Annotated in this window: 18 protein-coding genes and 1 pseudogene; 5 read left to right on the top strand and 14 right to left on the bottom strand. The window is 41.3% G+C overall.

Annotated features, from left to right (window positions below):
- A partial coding sequence (locus tag LC653_RS18485) for a thiamine pyrophosphate-dependent enzyme (protein WP_229495989.1) occupies nucleotides 1–1,156 on the bottom strand: 1,156 nt, incomplete at its 3' end.
- Nucleotides 1,157–1,234: 78 nt separating this feature from the next.
- Between LC653_RS18485 and LC653_RS18490 the strand changes: the two are divergent.
- A pseudogene (locus LC653_RS18490) lies at nucleotides 1,235–1,768 on the top strand (sensor histidine kinase); the annotation flags it as partial.
- A gap of 7 nt (nucleotides 1,769–1,775) precedes the next feature.
- Here the strand turns inward: LC653_RS18490 and LC653_RS18495 are convergent.
- The 9 genes from LC653_RS18495 to glmM form a co-directional block, all read right to left on the bottom strand.
- Nucleotides 1,776–2,360: a Uma2 family endonuclease gene (locus LC653_RS18495; protein WP_229495990.1), complete on the bottom strand. Its 585-nt coding sequence runs from the start codon at nucleotides 2,358–2,360 to the stop codon at nucleotides 1,776–1,778.
- 453 nt (nucleotides 2,361–2,813) lie between these two features.
- Nucleotides 2,814–3,452: a peroxiredoxin gene (locus LC653_RS18500; protein WP_229495991.1), complete on the bottom strand. Its 639-nt coding sequence runs from the start codon at nucleotides 3,450–3,452 to the stop codon at nucleotides 2,814–2,816.
- 182 nt (nucleotides 3,453–3,634) lie between these two features.
- The gene (hpsP, locus tag LC653_RS18505) at nucleotides 3,635–4,813 is read right to left on the bottom strand and encodes a hormogonium polysaccharide biosynthesis glycosyltransferase HpsP (protein ID WP_229495992.1); all 1,179 of its coding nucleotides are present in this window, start codon (nucleotides 4,811–4,813) and stop codon (nucleotides 3,635–3,637) included.
- A gap of 154 nt (nucleotides 4,814–4,967) precedes the next feature.
- Nucleotides 4,968–6,143, bottom strand: coding sequence for a hormogonium polysaccharide biosynthesis glycosyltransferase HpsO (gene hpsO, locus LC653_RS18510; protein ID WP_229495993.1), 1,176 nt, complete (start codon nucleotides 6,141–6,143; stop codon nucleotides 4,968–4,970).
- A 59-nt stretch (nucleotides 6,144–6,202) separates the two neighbouring features.
- Nucleotides 6,203–7,183 (bottom strand): hormogonium polysaccharide biosynthesis glycosyltransferase HpsN, encoded by a 981-nt coding sequence (hpsN, locus tag LC653_RS18515; RefSeq protein WP_229495994.1) that lies wholly within the window; start codon nucleotides 7,181–7,183, stop codon nucleotides 6,203–6,205.
- 146 nt (nucleotides 7,184–7,329) lie between these two features.
- Nucleotides 7,330–8,484, bottom strand: a complete 1,155-nt coding sequence (locus tag LC653_RS18520) for a glycosyltransferase family 4 protein (RefSeq protein WP_229495995.1) — start codon at nucleotides 8,482–8,484, stop codon at nucleotides 7,330–7,332.
- 11 nt (nucleotides 8,485–8,495) lie between these two features.
- On the bottom strand, nucleotides 8,496–10,142 hold the full coding sequence (gene hpsL, locus LC653_RS18525) for a hormogonium polysaccharide biosynthesis protein HpsL (protein ID WP_229495996.1): 1,647 nt from the start codon (nucleotides 10,140–10,142) through the stop codon (nucleotides 8,496–8,498).
- 66 nt (nucleotides 10,143–10,208) lie between these two features.
- Entirely contained in the window at nucleotides 10,209–10,949 is a 741-nt protein-coding gene (locus LC653_RS18530; protein WP_229495997.1) for a glycosyltransferase family 2 protein, read from the bottom strand.
- Nucleotides 10,950–11,400: 451 nt separating this feature from the next.
- Nucleotides 11,401–12,873, bottom strand: coding sequence for a phosphoglucosamine mutase (glmM, locus tag LC653_RS18535; protein WP_229495998.1), 1,473 nt, complete (start codon nucleotides 12,871–12,873; stop codon nucleotides 11,401–11,403).
- Nucleotides 12,874–13,447: 574 nt separating this feature from the next.
- On the opposite strand from glmM, the gene LC653_RS18540 reads away from it, so the two are divergent.
- The 3 genes from LC653_RS18540 (at nucleotide 13,448) to LC653_RS18550 (ending at nucleotide 16,280) form a co-directional block, all read left to right on the top strand.
- Nucleotides 13,448–14,164, top strand: coding sequence for a biliverdin-producing heme oxygenase (locus tag LC653_RS18540; RefSeq protein ID WP_229496105.1), 717 nt, complete (start codon nucleotides 13,448–13,450; stop codon nucleotides 14,162–14,164).
- Nucleotides 14,165–14,619: 455 nt separating this feature from the next.
- Nucleotides 14,620–15,681, top strand: coding sequence for a cobalamin biosynthesis protein CobW (cobW, locus tag LC653_RS18545; protein WP_229496000.1), 1,062 nt, complete (start codon nucleotides 14,620–14,622; stop codon nucleotides 15,679–15,681).
- 128 nt (nucleotides 15,682–15,809) lie between these two features.
- Nucleotides 15,810–16,280 (top strand): ABA4-like family protein, encoded by a 471-nt coding sequence (locus LC653_RS18550; RefSeq protein WP_229496002.1) that lies wholly within the window; start codon nucleotides 15,810–15,812, stop codon nucleotides 16,278–16,280.
- Nucleotides 16,281–16,347: 67 nt separating this feature from the next.
- Here the strand turns inward: LC653_RS18550 and LC653_RS18555 are convergent, their stop codons facing one another.
- The 3 genes from LC653_RS18555 to LC653_RS18565 form a co-directional block, all read right to left on the bottom strand.
- A complete protein-coding gene (locus LC653_RS18555; RefSeq protein ID WP_229496003.1) occupies nucleotides 16,348–16,563 on the bottom strand; it encodes an acetyltransferase in 216 nt (71 codons plus the stop codon).
- Nucleotides 16,564–16,843: 280 nt separating this feature from the next.
- The gene (locus tag LC653_RS18560) at nucleotides 16,844–17,152 is read right to left on the bottom strand and encodes a DUF3181 family protein (RefSeq protein ID WP_229482455.1); all 309 of its coding nucleotides are present in this window, start codon (nucleotides 17,150–17,152) and stop codon (nucleotides 16,844–16,846) included.
- A gap of 119 nt (nucleotides 17,153–17,271) precedes the next feature.
- Nucleotides 17,272–17,529, bottom strand: a complete 258-nt coding sequence (locus tag LC653_RS18565; protein WP_229496004.1) for a hypothetical protein — start codon at nucleotides 17,527–17,529, stop codon at nucleotides 17,272–17,274.
- Between the two features lie 124 nt (nucleotides 17,530–17,653).
- Here LC653_RS18565 and LC653_RS18570 point away from each other — a divergent pair, with 124 nt between their 5' ends.
- Nucleotides 17,654–18,346 (top strand): Uma2 family endonuclease, encoded by a 693-nt coding sequence (locus tag LC653_RS18570; RefSeq protein ID WP_229496005.1) that lies wholly within the window; start codon nucleotides 17,654–17,656, stop codon nucleotides 18,344–18,346.
- 183 nt (nucleotides 18,347–18,529) lie between these two features.
- Here the strand turns inward: LC653_RS18570 and moaC are convergent, their stop codons facing one another.
- Complete coding sequence (moaC, locus tag LC653_RS18575) at nucleotides 18,530–19,024, bottom strand: cyclic pyranopterin monophosphate synthase MoaC (RefSeq protein ID WP_229496006.1); 495 nt, start codon at nucleotides 19,022–19,024, stop codon at nucleotides 18,530–18,532.
- Nucleotides 19,025–19,031: the final 7 nt, after the last annotated feature.

Consider the following 19,031-nt stretch of genomic DNA (forward strand, 5'->3'; position numbering starts at 1 on the left):
GAGTCACCCTCATGGTCATTGAGTTGTCATTGGTAAAGGATTTTAAAGTGCGAACTCTACCCTTTCGGGTTACTTTACCAATGCAAGCCGTCCCTCCTTTTGGATTTAGGCTTAACGAATCGCACTCACGCTCTATAGTGTATCCATCATTGTTAATCAGAAAAATAATTGGCTTCAAGTTATAGCGTAATATTGTTGACAGTTCTTGTGCTGTCATTTGAAAAGAACCGTCACCCACTAGTAGAATAGCTCGTCGTTGTGGCGCTGCGACGCAACAGCCAAGTAATGAGCCAACTGAATAGCCAATCGAACCCCAAAGGACTTGCCCAACGAAGGTGCTTCTTTTTGGCAAAGGAATTACTGAGGCTCCAAATAGACAAGTTCCAGTCTCAGTAACGATAATGTCATCTTCTTTGAGGAAATGAGCTAGGCTATACCAAAAACGCTGTTGTGTAATAGCTGCATCTGTTTTGGGATTGAAGGGAGTTGTGAAGCCAGCATCCAAATTTTCCATTGCAGACTTGAAGTCTAGCGTTTGAGCATCGCGGCGCTGCAAGCGTTTGCTTAAACCAGATAACACATCCCCCATTGCTACATTGTTGTACAGCGCACGTCTAATCTTTAGATACTGCCCATGCACTTCAATAGTTCGACCTGGATCGAGTTTGGCAGAAAACTTTCCTGTGTTGAAATCAGTCATCAAAGCACCAATACTCAAGACACAATCTGCCTCTTCAATATGTTTTCTGACATATTCCTCACTGGCAGCACCATTATATATGCCGATAAATTGGGGGTGCGTCTCTTCCAGCAGTCCTTTTCCCATGTTCATGGTGGCATAAGGGTATCCGGTAGCTGCCAGTAACTCTCGCAATTCCCCATGCAGGCGCTCACGATCTACACCAACATCAGCAAGAATCACTGGTTTTTGGGCTTTCTCCAGTATAGTTACACAGGCATCAACTGCCTCAGCTAAAGTAGCGATCGCGCTTTGGAAGATAGGGGGTATCAATGAATCAGACGGTATAGCCACTTCATGGGAAGCAACATCCATCGGTATGGAGATGTAAACAGGTAATTTCTGGAGAAGACAGATACCTAAAACTCTGTCAATTTCTGCTGCTGCATTCTCTATTGTCAAATATGCTTGAGCCATTATTTTGTACAGATTTAATTTTTTTAACATCTGCCATTGGTACAGGATGCACTTGGATTATTTTTGATAACTCATGAATGTTGCTTAAATGATATTGTCAGCGACTTAATAGAGGAATTTGCAGCGATCGCCTTTTCTGCTAAAGTAACACTGACATCTGCAATCCGAGTCGAGCAACCTCTAAATATCGTAGGTGATTCTGAGCAACTTTATCGTCTGGTTTCTAATTTAATTATCAATGCAATTCAATACACGCCACAATTCGGAAAGGTAACTGTTGTCTTAGCTCGCAGTGAAAATTATGCTGTGATTTAGGTTCAAGATACAGGTATTGGTATTCCCCACCAGGAACTAACTCGGATTTTTGATCGCTTTTATCGAGTGAATAGCGATGCCTACGGCGGGCTGCGCCTACGCTCTCGTAAAACTGGCGGTTCTGGATTAGGGTTAGCGATCGCTCAGGCAATTATTCAGGCACATCAAGGTAGGTTGAACGTACAGAGTCAATTAGGTAAAGGTAGCACTTTTACCATTCAATTACCCTTAGATGTCACGCCAATTTACCAATTTCAATTGCTGTATCGTCGCCAGCCTAAATTTAAATTTAAGTAAAATTTTCTTACCAAACTTTACTCATATTCAAAATAAACTCAGGTAATACCAACTCGCCGCTAACGGTAGCAGGATTATCCAAACATTCCTCTGACAATCCAGGACGATAAATATAAACTTTACGCTGCTTACGGTCAATCAACCAGCCTAACTGTATTCCTGGCTCATTCATATATTCCTCCATTTTTTCCTTCAAAGTCTGGAGGTTGTCGCTGGGAGATTTGAGTTCGACTACAAAATCTGGACAAATGGGTGCAAACTTTCGCTGTTGTTCTGGAGATAGAGCATTCCACCGTTCTAGTTTAATCCAGGAGGCATCTGGAGAGCGTTCTGCACCTGTTGATAACTTAAATCCTGTACTAGAGCTAAAAGTTATACCTGTACCATCTTGTTCTGACCACACCCATAGCTGTCCTGAGATATTAACTTCTCGGTTTCCTGTCTCTGAACCAGTAGGAGGCATAATTACCAATTCTCCAAATTTATTTCGCTCAATGCGTAAATCACGATTCACTTGACAGAACTCAAAAAATTGTTCGTCTGTCATTTGCATTGATGACGGAATTTGCAAAACCAAAGGGGATGAAAACATCGGGATTTCCTCCAGGTTATGATGCCTAGCCCACTGACAATTCAGGTCATGTGCAAAAGCCCACGAAAACCTAACCCCCTAACCCCCTTCCCGACGCGGGAAGGGGAAAATTCAAAGTCTTTCTCCTTAAAGGAAGAGAGAAATAGAAGTCAAAAGAGGCAAGGGAGCAGGGGGCGGGGGGCAGGGGGAAAGACTGAGACGGAGCTTGTACTCCGCCCCAGTTCAAGCGTCCTTTATGACGGGGCTTCGTACCCGTGTTTCGCTCTGCTCCACGCTCTTGGGAAGGGCTTACTCCCCCAGCTAATAGCTCCCTTTCCCCCTGCCTCTTCGGTGAGGTTTTCCAGATGACCTGAATTGTCAGCTAGCCCACTGACTATATTCTCACCCAAATAAACAAAGACGCAAAGTTATATCTTTGCGCCTTTGCTTTTTTATCCGAAATCATTTTCAGATTTACTTGTTAGGCTGAGGAGTTAGCCGCAGATAGGGTTTGACTTCCTCGTAACCTTTGGGGAATTTTTCTTTGAGTACTTCTGGATCTTTCAGTGAGGGGACAATTACAACATCCTCTCCATCTTTCCAGTCAGCTGGTGTCGCCACGCTGTAGTTATCAGTCAATTGCAGAGAATCAATTACCCGCAAAAGTTCATCAAAGTTACGTCCCGTGCTGGGAGGATAGGTGAAACTTAGGCGGAGTTTCTTATTAGGGTCAATTACGAAAACCGATCGCACTGTCACAGCCGCATTAGCATTCGGGTGGATCATGTCGTAAAGCTCAGAAACCTTGCGATCAGCATCCGCCAAAATTGGGTAGTTGAGGGTGGTGCTTTGAGTTTCTTCAATGTCTCCCACCCAGCCTTTGTGAGATTCTACGTCATCAACGCTGAGTGCGATCGCTTTAACATTGCGCTTGTCAAATTCTGGTTTTAGCTTGGCAACTGTGCCGAGTTCTGTTGTGCAAACAGGTGTAAAATCAGCAGGGTGAGAGAACAGCACAACCCAGCTGTCACCTGCCCATTGGTAAAAATCGATGTCGCCGTGTGTTGAGGCTTGCGTAAAGTTGGGTACTGTGTCACCTAGACGGAGAGCCATGAGAGATTCCCTGTAGTTAGAAGATCATACGTGTTCTACTTTGCCATCATGACATAAAACCCCTATTCCCCAATCGGAGTTTAGCAGTTTGAAACAAAATTTTAGGTTGTCAGCACTCTTGGATAAGGGACAAGAGGTAGGTAAAAATTATTGACTAAAGTACAGCTGTTGTCTGCGTTGGGTTAAATTAATTTGTTTGCCAGAATTTTTTGGTAGGCTTGGATTGTTTGCCGAGCGATCGCATCCCAGCTAAAATTTTCCAATGCATATTTTTGGGCGTTTAATCCGCGTCGTTGGCGTTCTGCGGGATTTTGCAAAGCTTCTTGTAGTAACTCTAACAGTGCTTGAACATCTGTTGCACCCACCCAACCCGACTCACTATCACGTATCTGTTGACAAATATGCACTTGGTCAGAAATGACTACGGCTACACCTGCTACCATTGCTTCAGCTACAGCAATTCCAAAATTTTCGTAGTAGGAAGGCAAGACAAATAAATCAGCAGCTTGTAGTAAACTAACTTTGAGTTCACCAGTGACAAAGCCAGTAATTGTAGTGTGCGATCGCAGTGGTGAATTTTGAATTTGGGATATTATCTTTTTTTCATAATCTGGATCTTGGGGATTTGTCCCAGCTAAGACAAAATGAAACTTATAACCAACCGCTAATAGCTTCTCTAGCGCCGGAATCAGCAAATTTAACCCCTTTTTCAGGTCAATTCGTGACATAAACAATACTAAAGGCACATCCTCTGGTATTTCTAACTGACTATATACATTTTTAACGGGTGATTGAGGGGGAATCACACCCAACGGAATCACCAAATCTGGCGTAGATACTCCAAATCTTTCTGATATTTTAGCTTCTTGCTCGCTGGTAAAATGAATTGCTGCTGCACCAGCTAAATTTTGACGTTCTATGATTGCGACATAAAGCTGTTTTAATTGTTTTTTCTTCCGTAAATCAGCCGGATCGAGAGTACCTAAAGGACGGAAAATATAAGGTAGCTTTTGTTGACGACACACAATAGCAGCAGCACTACTTATGGGAGAGAATAGAGCATGAATATGTGCTATATCAAACTCGTGAGCATGAGGTTTTAGCCAGTTTAATAAATCTAGGGAAAATTTGTAGCGACGAAATGGGGCGCAACGAAAGTAAATTATTTCATAACCATCTTGTTTAATTGGGCAATTTAAAGGAACATCCAGAGGTGTTTGACCATTATCACCATTACTATCAGTTGTGAGAATTGTAACTTCCACTCCCTCTTTTACCAAAGCTGGAGCTAATCCTAGTACCATTTGACTGGGGCCGCCATAAATCAGAGAAATTGAGGGAACAATTTGTAATATTTTCATTTTTTTGTCGTTTGTTATTTGTCATTTTTTATTCACTAGATATCTTGCAAAAGTCCACCCCACCCCTTAATCCCCTCCCCGCCTGCGGGGAGGGGAGACAAAGCGTAGCTTTGGCGGGGTGGAGTTCTTATTTGTGATTTATGCAAGAAGTCTACTAATGACTAATCACTAACTCTTGATAAAACTCTAATTGCTGTTTAGCCAAAGCTTTATTTGTATATTTAATCATTGCTTTCTGATAACCCATTTCACCCAAAGTATGAGCAAAATATGGTTTATCCATTAATTGAACTAAACAATTAGCAAGGGCTTGAGCATCACCTTCAGGAAACACTAAACCAGCATCGCCAATTACATAGGGAATTTCACCAGAATCAGAACCAATTACAGGTACTTGGCAAGCCATTGCCTCAATTAGCACATGACCAAATTGCTCTTTCCAGCCAACAGAAGTTAAGGTTTTAAACTTGTAAGTTGTTTCTGAAGGTAATACTAAAGTACTCATTAAATTAATATAGTTTGCAACTTCGTTATGGGGAACACTTTCTAACAAAATTAATCGTTCTTCAATATTGTTTTCTGCCGCGATTTTGATTAATTGACTTTGCAACTCTCCTCGTCCCAGTAGAAGTAATTTCCAAGGTTTATCTTTCAAAGTGATTAAGGCTTGCAAAAGCGTTAATAAACCCTTCTCTTGCACAAATCGCCCAACAAAACCTACAACAAAATCTCCTTTTTTAATATCAAACTTAGCTGTTAACTCTGGTTGAGCTTTGGGAGTAAATAAACTTTCGTCTACACCCAGTTGCGGCATAACTTTAATTGCCCCTTTATATCCCCGTTGCCTTAAAACTTCTGCTCCATCTTGATTGCCAGAAATAATGCCGTGACTGTGATTGAGGTTATATTTTTCTAATAAAGCAACTGGTAATTTCAGATGATATGGTAAATTCCACCAGGTAAAAAATACATTTTTTGCCTTGAGTCCTAATAGCTGATTTAAGACAATCATCTGAGTATAAGCTAACCCCCTAGACCCTTGTTCAACTTGGATGATTTTGGGACGAAATTCTTTTAACAAAGATATCAAATCAGCACCAAAGGTAAGGAGTCCCTGATGATTTTGACTGAAATTAGAAACGGGAACTATTTTAAATGTGCCTTCATCGCGGTATTCAGTTTCAATAATTCTATTTTGTACGCCACCTGGTTTCCAGCGTTTTGGGACTACAACTGTTACTTCAATTTCCGGTTCTAGTTGAGATAAAGCACGTAGTTTTTCACAGTTGAGGTCTACGATATAAGTGTGACTAGCAACTAAAATTCTCATTTTTCATTTATTCTTTGTTATTCACTAATGACTAATGACCAATGACAAATGACTAATACCTAAACTTGTTCATCCAATCGGCTGTAAATTTGACCATCGTTCCATAGTGATTGAATGACAGTACCCAAGGCTTTGAAAAAACCCAAAGTGTAAAAAATAGCGCGAGTGGCAATTTTTATGGGCGAACCGCTTTTGTTACAAGGTGGGCGTCCAAGAACGTGACAGTCAAATAAACGGGCGTATAAGCGTAAAGCTTGAGTAGCAGTAAGGTTTTTCAGCCCTAGTAGGAAATGGTTGTGATAAAAGGTGAGTTGATATTTGAGCGATCGCATACTAATATCATGACAACCCCCTGTTTCTTCGCCTAAATGCACCAAATGGGCTTCTGGGTCGTACCAAATTTTATACCCCGTCTGTCGCACCCGCAAACAAAAATCTGACTCTTCGCGCACTGCACTACCACGAAACCTCTCATCAAACCTTAGCCCATACTTAGTAAAGATTTCGCGGCGAAATGACATATTGCAACCCCTCGCTGTCAGTACTTGCTGAGGTTTGATGGTATGTACTAAATCAATATGATACCAAGCAATTCCTGGGTCCATAGCTTGGGGAGGCAGATATTCAATCTGTAAATCTCCTCCAGAATCACCCAATTTCATTCTGTCAAATACCCGTCCGGCTACAGCTCCCACTTCTGGATTTTGCAAATAATTTTTCGCATGGGCTGCTAACAATTCTCGGGTTAGCTGAACATCATCATCAATAAATAATATTATTTCACCAGATGACCGCCGCACAGCATAATTTCGCGCCCCTGGCAAACTTGCCCAATCTAAGCGCAACCACTTAATTTTACCTGCCCCCGCCATCTCTTCTAGGTAGGCTTGAATTTCTGGCTGGTGTTTTGCGGTTTGGTCTACTACTAAAACTTCAAAATTTGGATAGTCTTGTTTCAGGACATCTACAATGCTATCCCGTAGGGCTTCCTCTCGACCATAGGTCGGGATAACCACAGTAATTAATGGGCAATTATCCATGATTTTTATTAAGTGATTTTTCTACTTTGATAATAACCTTAGGACTTACGCACGGGTAACGGAAAACGAACCACAGAGGGCGCAGAGGTCACCGAGGAATGAGAGTTTGAGAGGGTTTTTGTGTAAGTCCTATTCTGAATTATTGTTCAAACTCCTGCTGCTGCATAAAGATCATCAAATAACTCATTTTGCTTTTCAGAGTTATGCACAATTTGCGCTTGAGCTAACGCTCCTGCACTTAAAAATTCGTAATGTTCTCGCTTATCACTTCTATCAAGAAATTGAATTATTTGTTGCAATGCTTGCTCTGCCAAATAATCATAAGTGCTATTTAAAATTTCCCAATATTCATCAGTTTTAGTTTTTTCTCCATGTAGCCAATTACTCCAGTGCCTAATTTCATTAATTGGTAACTGTAAAATATAGCCATTTTCGCCATGACGAATAAACTCTGGTAAAGCGCATACATTTGTTGTAATCGCAGGGGTTGCAACTGAAAAACCTTCTATGATACTATAACCGTAAGTATCATGTAATGTCGCCATTAATTGAAAATGACTTTGCGATAATAACTCAATAACTTTTTCATTAGGAATATTTTTATGAAAGACAACGTTATTTAAATTCAATAACTTTAAATCCTCTACATATTTGGTGCGATCGGGGAAATCCGTCGGCACTCCTGAACCATGTCCCAGTTCTGAAATTATATGTAAAGTAATAGGTAAACCTAATTTCTCAGCTTTTTTAGCGAGTCTTAAAGCAACAACTCCGCCTTTGCGGGCAATGTGATTTCCTATAAATACAAGCTGGAGATTTTGCTGTTGCTGATAAAGCTTTGATTGGTTAACCCTAACTGGAAAATTTGGATGAATAACATCTAATTTTTTACTTACTTTTTGTTCTATTTTCCAACCTTGTATCCGGTTAATTAATCTCAACTTGGCATAATCAGAAATAGCGATAATTTTTTGGCAATTATCTAGCGCTAAACGATTATTTAATAACTCATAAATTGCAGCTTCGCCTTGATTTTGAGGATTTCTATATAAAACACGATGATCTTCAAAGGTGAGAAACCAAGGTTTGTTTGTATATAAAATTTTGTTGAAAGAATGAATAGCCTGGTATCTTCCCCATACAGGTTGCCAAGCCATAAAGCTGCCTAAAGGATACCAAATTTTATCTATAGGATATCTGCCTGCGGGGAAAGGCTTGGGGCGGATAAGTGTATGCCGAGAATTTCGAGGTAGGTTGGGAATGCTGAGGTGTTTTTGACCTCCTATGATAACTTTTGCCATTTTTATTTCATTTAAATTGTTTTTAGACGTTTTTTCTTGTTTTTTTGCTGAGGATTGGCATCTTCTATATCTTGTTTCTCCAGTTCTGGCAATTTAAAAAGAACTCCCGCAAAAAACCAATAATAGACAGCAACCGGATCAACATCCAGAGGATAGTAGTAGGTGTTGTAGCTAATAAACAATATAAACACCCACAAAGCTGCTCCGTAACTGCGGAAATTACGGTTCTTTATGGAGCGATAGGTTTTAAAGCCAATAATTGTTAAACTTGTTACCAAAGCCAGAAAAGCTAGCACTCCAAAAATTCCAACTTCAAAAAGTACTTTGGGGTAGTAGGTTTCCACCAGCTTAGTTTTACCCATTACGCGGGCAGAGTTAGTTGCTCGTCCTAAACCACTTCCCAGTGGGCCGTCTACGTTTTTCCAATTCTCTTCAAATTGCTGGACGATAAAATCTTGAGGTGGCGAAGCCTCCCATCGACCTGTAAAACTCTCGCTTCTCTGTTGCACTACATCAGGGTTAGTCACCATTGCTATTCCCAGAACTAGGGCAAGTCCTATCCCTATGGGGATAAATCGTTTAAGGTTGCCAAGTTGACCAGTGAGCAATAGCAAAATCCCGAAGCAGGTTGGTACTAAAGCTAAGGCGATTCTTTGTCCAGAGATTACAGCATTAATAAAGACTGTTACTAAAGAACCTAAACCGATCAGTCGCCATATTGGGGAGGGGTCGGTGAAGCCGGTGGCAAAGGTAAAAAAGGTGCTGGAAATTAAGAACCATGCCCACTGCCAAGGAGCTACAAATGTCCCTGGTAGGCGAATGACTCCTTCTTCGGGACTATATAAGAGCGCTCCACCAAAATAACACCGGGCTTCTAGTGATGTGACAAATAGGGCATTTCCTTCAAGACCTCTAGTGCCTTGACATACACCAGTTAGTAGTAACAGGTATTGAATAAATCCCAACACACAGCAAATCACTATTAGGACAATCTGGAGGCGCGATAAAAATAGAAAATCCCGCTTATCTCGAATTAGATAGTAGGCACAACCAAGTAGGGGGACATAGCCTAAAAATACTTTCAGTCCCAGAATGCCCATGCCTAATGGTATTTCTTGGGGTGCTTTTTCCAATAGTCCTACACTAGGCGGGTTAAACTGCTGTCCACCATTGATAAACAACAGCGTTAGCAGACTACAACCCAAGACAATATAAAGTGGGGTTTTAATGCCTTGGGGAATAATTAGGGGTAGCCCCTGTTTACGACAAGTCTGCCAAAGTCCAATTAGGGCTGGAACATAAAAGGCATCTTTAGCTAATTGGAGTATGGGACTATTGCCCAAGTAGTAGGTGATAGTACCTCCAATAGGTACGTAAATGATGAAGGCATATAGCGCTTGACGCGGGTATTTGTAGGAAAGGGATATGATGAATATCCCTAAGACGCCAGGGACTGCCACTTTTATTCCACCTACGAAAAAAAGTAGAATGCCAACTAAAACACTGCCAAAGGTGGCGGTGGTGACTAAGCTAGTGAGTTCTTTACGTGCTTGGGCTGCTTTGCGCTTTTGGGCTAACTGTTCTTTGAGGCTAAGACTAGGAGCTTCTTTTTCACCCTGTTTTTTTGATTTTTGATTTTTTGACTTTGATTTCGGCATAGTGGCGCTGTAGCCTATCAGCCTTAAAAAATAATCTATAGCTTACATACAAATGGATTGCAATGGCTATAGCGTGTACAAGCCGAATTCATCCTTAACTGATTGAGTTAGGGATTTTCGATCAAAAATATTGAAGTTTAACTTCATTGAACCATAAAAAAGATTTTCTCCTGTTTCTACAATGTAAACTGCTCCGGGAAATGGTAATGGTTCAATAGGTTTAGCTTTGTCTTCTAATACGCCTCTGACTTTACCGTGGTCTATATAATACTTGTAGTATCCATAACCCCGATTATATTCGGCATTTTCTGGTAAGAAATTTAAGTCATATCGGATAATATTGGATGTGCCGCACATTGAATAGAAATTTTTTCTTTTAATATATATATATTTACTACCTTCTTTATATTTATAACCTTTATTGATAAACCATCCATTAGAGTTAGGATGTTGCTTAATAAATGCGGCTAATTTGTTACTGATGCAATCATCTGCATCAACTGCCATAGTGTGAGTTGGAGAAAATTGATGAGCATACATTAATCCCTTCAAGATTTTTCGCCCTTTATCTGTGTCTCCTCTAGCTATAGGGTTTGTCTCGTTGGGAGGAGGAAAATCAACTGTAATGTACGTAATCTGGGGATGATTAAAATCTATTTTTGGCTGTTCATGGCAAACGACAATAGCGTGAAAATCAGAACAGGTTTGATTGCAAATTGATTTGATGCATCTTTCAAATGATTGGGTGACACGCTCCCAGGAGTTGGAAACTTTAGCACTTTTAAGTGGGATAATAAAAACAAGCATTATATTACCTTATAGAAGATATAGCGCTTCTCTGTTGAGTGTAATACAGACCTAACCCCCAGCCCCTTCCCTGCAAGGGAAGGGGAGTAAGATTTAAAGCCTTTCTCGTTTTAGGAGAAAGGAATGGAAGTGAGGTCAAAGTGTATTGCATCCATAGACGCCTAGCGGCTTCCCGCTCTTTACGAGAACCTCTATAATCAATGAACATACACAGACCTCTTTGTTATATAAGGAGGTTTACAATAGTACGTAAAAGTGCAAATGCAAATACTAAATTTTCCGCAGATGACCAAAGCTGGTTAATTTGCAGAAGCTGTGACGACGAAAAAGTTGCATTTTTGAAAGGTGAGATAGTAGCTAATCCCTTTCACGCAAAGACTACTTAATTTAATGAACCATGAAGACACGAAAGACAGAAAATTAAGTAATCTTACACGGGGAAGGGAGTAACTTAGACTGCTATGTGTTGCTGGACTTTTGAAACTAATTCATTTGTCCAGTAGTTGGTAAGTTCAGCATTGGCAGCTTCTACCATAACCCTGATCACTGGTTCTGTGCCAGAGGCGCGAACCAAAATTCTGCCGGAATCACCCATTGCAGCTTCAGCAAGAGCGATCGCTTGTTGCACAGGTTGGCAATCTTGCCATTTTAAACGGCGATCGCGATCGACAACTCGCACGTTCTGCAATAATTGTGGATAGGTCTGGAAGCTTTGATCTACTAATTCGCTAAGGGGAACACCCGCCTCTCTCACCAAAGCTGCTATATGTAATGCTGTTAACAAGCCATCTCCAGTAACTGCGTAGTGACGGCAAAGAATATGACCTGATTGTTCGCCACCTAGCATTCCCCCAGTTCGCTGCATTTCGGCTTGCACATATTGGTCGCCGACTGCGGTACGAATTAAGTTACCCCCAATTTTTTGCCAAGCTTTCTCAAAGCCTAAGTTGGCCATGACTGTAGATACAATCAGGTTGTCTGGCAGTTGGTGATTTTGTTGTAAGTGGCGTCCCCATAGGTAGAGAATGTAATCGCCGTTAACTTGCCTGCCAGTATTGTCTACTGCTAAGACGCGATCGGCATCGCCATCGAAGGCAAAGCCGATGTCGGCGTTGTGTTCTTGTACTGTGGCTGCAAGAATATCTAGGTGGGTGGAACCGCAGTTAACATTAATGCGATCGCCATCTGCTTCGTTATGTAAGCAGATCACCTCTGCCCCCATTTCTGTAAATACTGATGGTGCTAACCCGACTGCTGCCCCCCACGCCAAGTCTAAAACAATCTTCATTCCCTGAAGATTTAGGGCACCATTTAAGGGTTTTTTCAACGCCTCGCCATAATGTTCCACTAACTCAAAACGTGAGTAATGCCGTCCGCAATTACTGACTGTAGCGATCGGTGATATCTTGCCACGCAGTCCCGCTTCAATTTCTGCTTGCAATATTTGCGGTAACTTTCCACCATTCGCACCAAAAATCTTAATCCCATTGTCTTCTGGGGGATTGTGGCTGGCAGAAATCATCACTCCACCGATGGCATCACTGATGCTGGTGAGATAGGCAATGCAAGGAGTGGGACATAATCCCAAATACCAGACCTCTAATCCTGCTGCTGTTAACCCTGCACTCAAAGCCATTGCCAGCATATCGCTAGAGTTTCTAGAGTCCTGTCCAAGAATGACTGGCCCTACTTGAGTTGCATGGTTACGTAAAACAATCCCCGTCCAAAAACCAACTTGTAATGCTAGGGGCGCACTCAGTAATTCTCCGACTCGTCCGCGAATCCCATCTGTACCAAATAAGGGATTTGCTGGTAATGGGATTAAATTCAGTGCAAAACTGCTCTCAATGCCTTTGCCCAATGCATCAACTTCGGAAGCAGAACCCCCAGAAATGCCCGGTGTCCGAGTTATAGATGAAACCATATTTTTAAACACTCCACACAATCACACTGAAAAATAGCACCTAAGACTTTATTCAGCAATTTCGACATGCTTTTTTTCTTTAGAAATTCATTCTAAATCAAGCTCCTATTACGTAATAATACGTAATTTATGCCCTTTTATTGTAAAGTTTTCATGAAGCCAGTATTGGTTTTTACATTATCAGTAAAGTCTTCACATCTTAGCTAATTATTCCTTTTATGCCCTCAACCTTAGTCTTGATTTGTTATCTGTAATTAGTTCACACTTTGCAATGCTACCAACCGATGGTTACTAGTAATAAATACAACCCGTATTTAATCACAAGTGTTTTTCTGTAAAGCTGAGAATGAAAGCGAAATTTAGCTAATACCAACAAAAATATCAAAACGCTAGAATGTAAAATTATATCCACTGAGTCTATTTAGCGTGTAAAAAAATACAAAACTTTTTAACTTAAAAAATTTTAATATAAATTCTCATCAAATAGTTTTAAGGTAACGTTTTAATGGCTTTTTTAGCCGTTAGTGAATTAAAACTTCGGCAGTTAACTTTATTAAAAGTTGAGAAATTTAGCATGAGCAGCAATTTAGCAACCAAATTACGTGTAGGCACTAAGAAAGCCCACACAATGGCAGAAAATGTAGGTTTTGTCAAGTGCTTTTTAAGAGGAGTAGTCGAGAAAAACTCTTACCGGAAACTTGTTGCTAATTTCTACTTCGTCTACTCAGCGATGGAAGAGGAAATGGAAAAGCATCGCCAGCACCCAATTCTTTCTAAAATTAACTTTCCCCAGCTAAACCGCAAGTATAGCCTAGAGCAAGACCTGAGTTATTACTTTGGTGCTAACTGGAGAGAGCAAATCAAGCTATCTCCCGCAGGTGAAGCTTATGTACAACGCATCCGAGAAATATCTGCCACAGAACCGGAACTGTTAATTGCTCATTCATATACTCGTTACTTGGGTGACTTATCCGGGGGACAAATTCTCAAAAATATTGCTGTAACGGCGATGAATTTGTCTGATGGACAAGGAACAGCCTTTTATGAGTTTCCAGAGATTCCTGACGAGAAGGCATTCAAAGCCAAATATCGTCAAGTTTTGGATGAATTACCCCTCGACGAGGCTACAACCGATCGCATCGTTGATGAAGCTAACGCTGCTTTTGGCGTAAACATGACGATGTTCCAGGAATTGGAAGGCAATTTGATTAAGGCGATCGGGGTAATGCTGTACAATAGCCTCACACGGCGACGGACACGCGGCAGTACTGAACTCGTCACAGCTGAGTAACTGTGTTGAGATTGCGGAGTATAGTGTGTGGAGCGATAAATTCAGATAGCCTGATGAAGGATAATTCATAGGTGTTTCTGGGGAAAGAGCAATCAACGCTCAAAATATTTAGGGGCAATAGCCTTGTGACTGCTTTCTATTGGTGAAAGCAAGCATGGGGAGATTGCCCCTCAATTATGTTTAATAGTTAGGATTTATCAGTATTTTTCAGTTTAAAATAACTAAGTCATATCATGTCCGCTTGATTGCTTATTAAATCCGAAGAACCCCACCCCGACAATCGTCGCTTTGTCTCCCCTCCCCGCTTGCGGGGAGGGGTTGGGGGTGGGGTGTAATGACTGTGGTTAGCATAACTATTTATGCGGACATGATATCAATCTTTACACCAAGCTTAATCTCAGTATTTAAGTTTGTAACCCGTAAAACTTACCATACTGAGTAAATCAGGCAAAAATATGGCTACGAAAATTCCTGTCACAGTGATCACAGGCTTCTTAGGTAGTGGAAAAACCAGCCTAATTCGCCACCTGCTACAAAACAATCAAGGACGCCGCATTGCCGTTTTAGTCAATGAATTTGGTGAACTCGGTATTGATGGCGAATTGTTAAAATCCTGTCAAGTTTGCCCGGAAGATGGTGAGGGCGACACTAATATCTTTGAATTAACTAACGGCTGCTTATGCTGCACCGTGCAGGAAGAGTTTTACCCGACGATGCAAGAGTTAATCAAGCGGCGGGATAGCATCGACTGCATTTTGATTGAAACCTCTGGTTTAGCCTTGCCAAAACCACTGGTGAAGGCTTTTCGCTGGCAAGAAATTCGCAACGCCGCCACTGTGGATGCTGTAATTACCGTGGTAGATTGTGCGGCGGTAGCAGCAGGGACATTTGCTAGCGATCCAGAGGCGATCGCAGCCCAGCGCCAAGCAGATGATAATCTAGAACACGAAACACCCTTGCAAGAACTGTTTGAAGACCAACTTGCTTGTGCAGACTTAGTGGTGTTAAATAAAATTGACTTGGTAGATGCCGAGACAAAAGCCAGAGTTGAGGAATTGATTAAGCAAGAATTGCCCAGAGTGGTGAAGATTGTCGAGAGCGATGCCTCCGGCGGGCTACGCCTACGTTCTCAACTCGATGCATCTATATTATTAGGATTCCAAGCCGCAGTGGAAGACAATTTAGATTCTCGTCCCAGTCATCACGATACAGAAGAAGACCACAAGCACGACGAAGAAATTACCTCAGCTAATTTAATTTTGGATCGTACCTTTGACCCTGAAAAGTTGCAACAGCAATTAGAGAAATTAGCACAACAACAAGAGATTTACCGGATTAAAGGCTTTGTGGCAGTGCCAAATAAATCCATGCGCCTAGTGATGCAAGGCGTGGGAACTCGATTTGATAAATTTTACGATCGCCCCTGGAAACCCGAAGAGGCCCGGCAAACCCGCTTAGTTTTCATTGGACGTGATTTGAAGTCTTCAGAAATCGAATCACAACTTGTAGCTTTATAAGTATACCCAGATCCCCGACTTCGTAAAAGTTGTCGTGGATCTATCTTCTGAAAGTTACGAGTTATGAATAATTAGTTAATTCCAAGTAAAAAACAATAATAGCTGAAAATCTTGCACTTTAGAAAAGTATGACCATCTCTCAACTATTTAACGTTGCCAATCTTTTCGTATTGCCTTTTTGGGCGTTGATGATTTTATTGCCAAATTGGAAAGTTACACGGCAGATTATGTCATCATATTTGCCTTTTGTGCTGTTAGCTGGGGCGTATTTGTATTTGTTTGTCAGGAGTATTACACCAGAAAACGCCCAAGCTTTATCGAATCCCCAATTAGCCGATATTGCGCGATTTTTTACAGATGAAACGGCTGCTGCAACGGGTTGGATTCATTTTTTAGTGATGGATTTATTCGTCGGCCGATGGATTTATTGGGAAGGACAAAAAACAGGTATTTGGACAATTCATTCCCTTGCACTGTGTTTGTTTGCTGGCCCTATGGGATTACTGTCTCACATCTTGACTGACTGGATTACTAAGACATTTTTCCCTAAATCTCAGCAGAATGAAACGGTGACGGTAGGAGAAAAAGCTGCGTCATAATCTGGCACATAGTAGGGTAGCACAGATGTGCTACCCTACTATTACAAATTACCTGATTTTAAAATCATTAAGCGTTGTCGTGTCTATAGTCAGCATCTAACCAACAGCGTGGTAAAACTTCACCTGAAGGAAAAACGAGATTTTCTTTTTTAAAAGTTTCAGGTTGCTGTTCTTCTTGACCTTCTTGGTCTTTTGCGTGAACAACATCATTATTCGGGTCAATTAATTCCTGAATTTCAACAATCTTTACCAATTCGCCACTATCTTTGACTTGTAAAAGCATAGAAATTGCCTCAATGAGTTTGCATGGAAGTTCAAAGCGAGTCTCAATATAAACTCGCTCAAATCTCAACCGATTTTGAACGCGGAAATTCCTTAATTGTTAAAGGAAATTTTTATTAGATATCCACACATAAATTACACAAGATTTATCTCTGTGTATCTGTGGAGTTCATTTTTATAAAATAGACACAGCAAATAGATACCTAATCCCGAAGCTAAAATCGAATCAGGGAATGCTGATTAATAAAATTGTCCAACTAAGATAATCTTGGTTTTAGCGATTAGAAATCACGTTGATATTTTTCCAAAATATCTACTAAATTCACCTGGCATTGCAGGGGTAGTAGATCGATTAAAGGAACTTCACGTTTCCCGCCGCCAATTTTTACTGGAATCGATCCCAAGACTTGTAAAACTCGGTCTTCATTGACAGCGTTGGAAGTAATTAAGGGATACAGTTGCTCGGCAACAACTGTATGCAGTTTGGCATTAGATAAATAAAGATGCCATTTGGCAACGTCTATGTAGACGCTTTCGCCAATTTCAGCTGCTAGGGCTTCTAGTAGTTCTGTGGTGTTAGTCTTAGCCATAAAAATAACCCTACATTAAGAAAAAGTGCGAAATCTCAGGCTTTTTTACATTATGGCTCAATTAACAGCCTAATCCTACTACCAGAGGTTACAATCGCCCCAGCATGAGTAATCCATCTTCAGGTGGATTTTGGTGGAGTTTCGGTGTAGTTAGCGATCGCACTAATATAAATCAGATGCACCAACACTATTCCTGTCCAACTTAAAGTCACCCAAGGCAGCCACTCCCAAGGAGTGTCTTTCAATATGTGGAAAAACCACAAGCCAGAATTGATAGTAGCAGCGATCGCTACATGCACGGCAAAATTCATCCGGTCATCGATCTTGCGGTAATCAGGATCTTTGCGATCGGGTTTGCGAGGCCAACGAGGAGGCATAAATATTTGTTACAGATTTAAATACACCCTATTCATTCTAAGGTTTTTGTGGCAGTGGTTGCTATTAGACCCTTACAACCAGTCATAATTGAACTGGAAGTCAAGAGCAGCTAGGTTAAATCCTATGACGATCTTTGAGCAAATAGACCCCGATCTCCTCTATCCAGATAGCGATGGCAAACCAATGGCAGACAATACAGAGCAATATCGTTGGATTGTCCTGATTAAGGAGAATTTAGAGATTCTGTTTGCTAATAATGATCGTGTTTTGATTGCGGGAGATTTGCTCTGGTATCCTGTCCGTTCTCGGCTGATTACACCGACTGCACCTGATGTGATGGTTGTCTTCGGTAGACCAAAGGGTAAACGTCGTTCCTATCGCCAGTGGCAAGAAGATAATATTCCACCACAAGTAGTATTTGAGATTCTTTCTTATAGTAATGATACCAAAGAGATGGAGCGTAAACTGGAGTTTTACGATACCTATGGTGTTGAAGAATACTATTTATACGACCCTGAAAGTTTTCAACTAGATGGTTGGTTGCGGCAAAACAACCATTTGAATAAGCTATGGCAAATGGATGGTTGGGTCAGTCCCCGTTTGGGAATTAGATTTCAAACTGGGCAAGGGGAGTTAGTAATTTACCGTCCAGATGGACAGAGATTTTTGAATTCCCTGGAACTCAATCAACGGGTAGAACAGGCTGAGTTATTGGTAGAAGAAGAACGTCAACGCGCTGAACAAGAACGTCAACGCGCCCAACAGTTAGCAGCATATTTGCGTAATCTCGGCATTGATCCTGATAATCTTCCATAACTGGGGATGAGGGAGATGATCTCTCTGTAAGAGAAACTACCAGATGATGAGGAGTCTTTAATTTTGAATTTTGTTAGCGCAGCGTAAAGCCTTCGGCATGGCTTCGCTTAGAGCGAGTCCGCGTTCGTGCAGCGTCTCGTAGAGAGCGTCATTTTGAATTTTGAATTGTTATTGCTCTGGCTCTTAATAATCTCCTGATTTACCGCCACTCTTACTTATTAAACGAATTGACTCAATTTGAATCGACTTTTCTAAGGCTTTTGCCATATCGTATAAAGTCAGGGCAGCCACAGAAACGGCAGTTAAGGCTTCCATCTCGACACCAGTTTCGGCTTTGGTTTTGACTGTGGCTTGAATTTGATAACCAGGTAGTTGGGGATCGGGTATAATTTCGACTGCGATTTTTTGCAAAGGCAACGGATGACACAGGGGAATTAAACTGGCTGTTTGCTTGGCTGCCATAATCCCAGCCAATCTTGCAGTTGCCAATACATCCCCTTTTGGAACATTTCCGGCTTGAATGGCAGCGAAGGTGGCTGGCAGCATCCGCACATTGGCCGCGGCTACTGCTTGGCGGACGGTGGGTGCTTTATCAGATACATCTACCATCTGCGCCTGTCCTTGGTGATCCAGATGGGTTAAGTTGGCAAAATTAGATGGAAAATTATCTTGCGCCATTTAGTTA

Origin of the sequence: Nostoc mirabile CHAB5784 (genome assembly GCF_020829645.1) — a bacterium.
Taxonomy (GTDB): domain Bacteria; phylum Cyanobacteriota; class Cyanobacteriia; order Cyanobacteriales; family Nostocaceae; genus Nostoc; species Nostoc mirabile.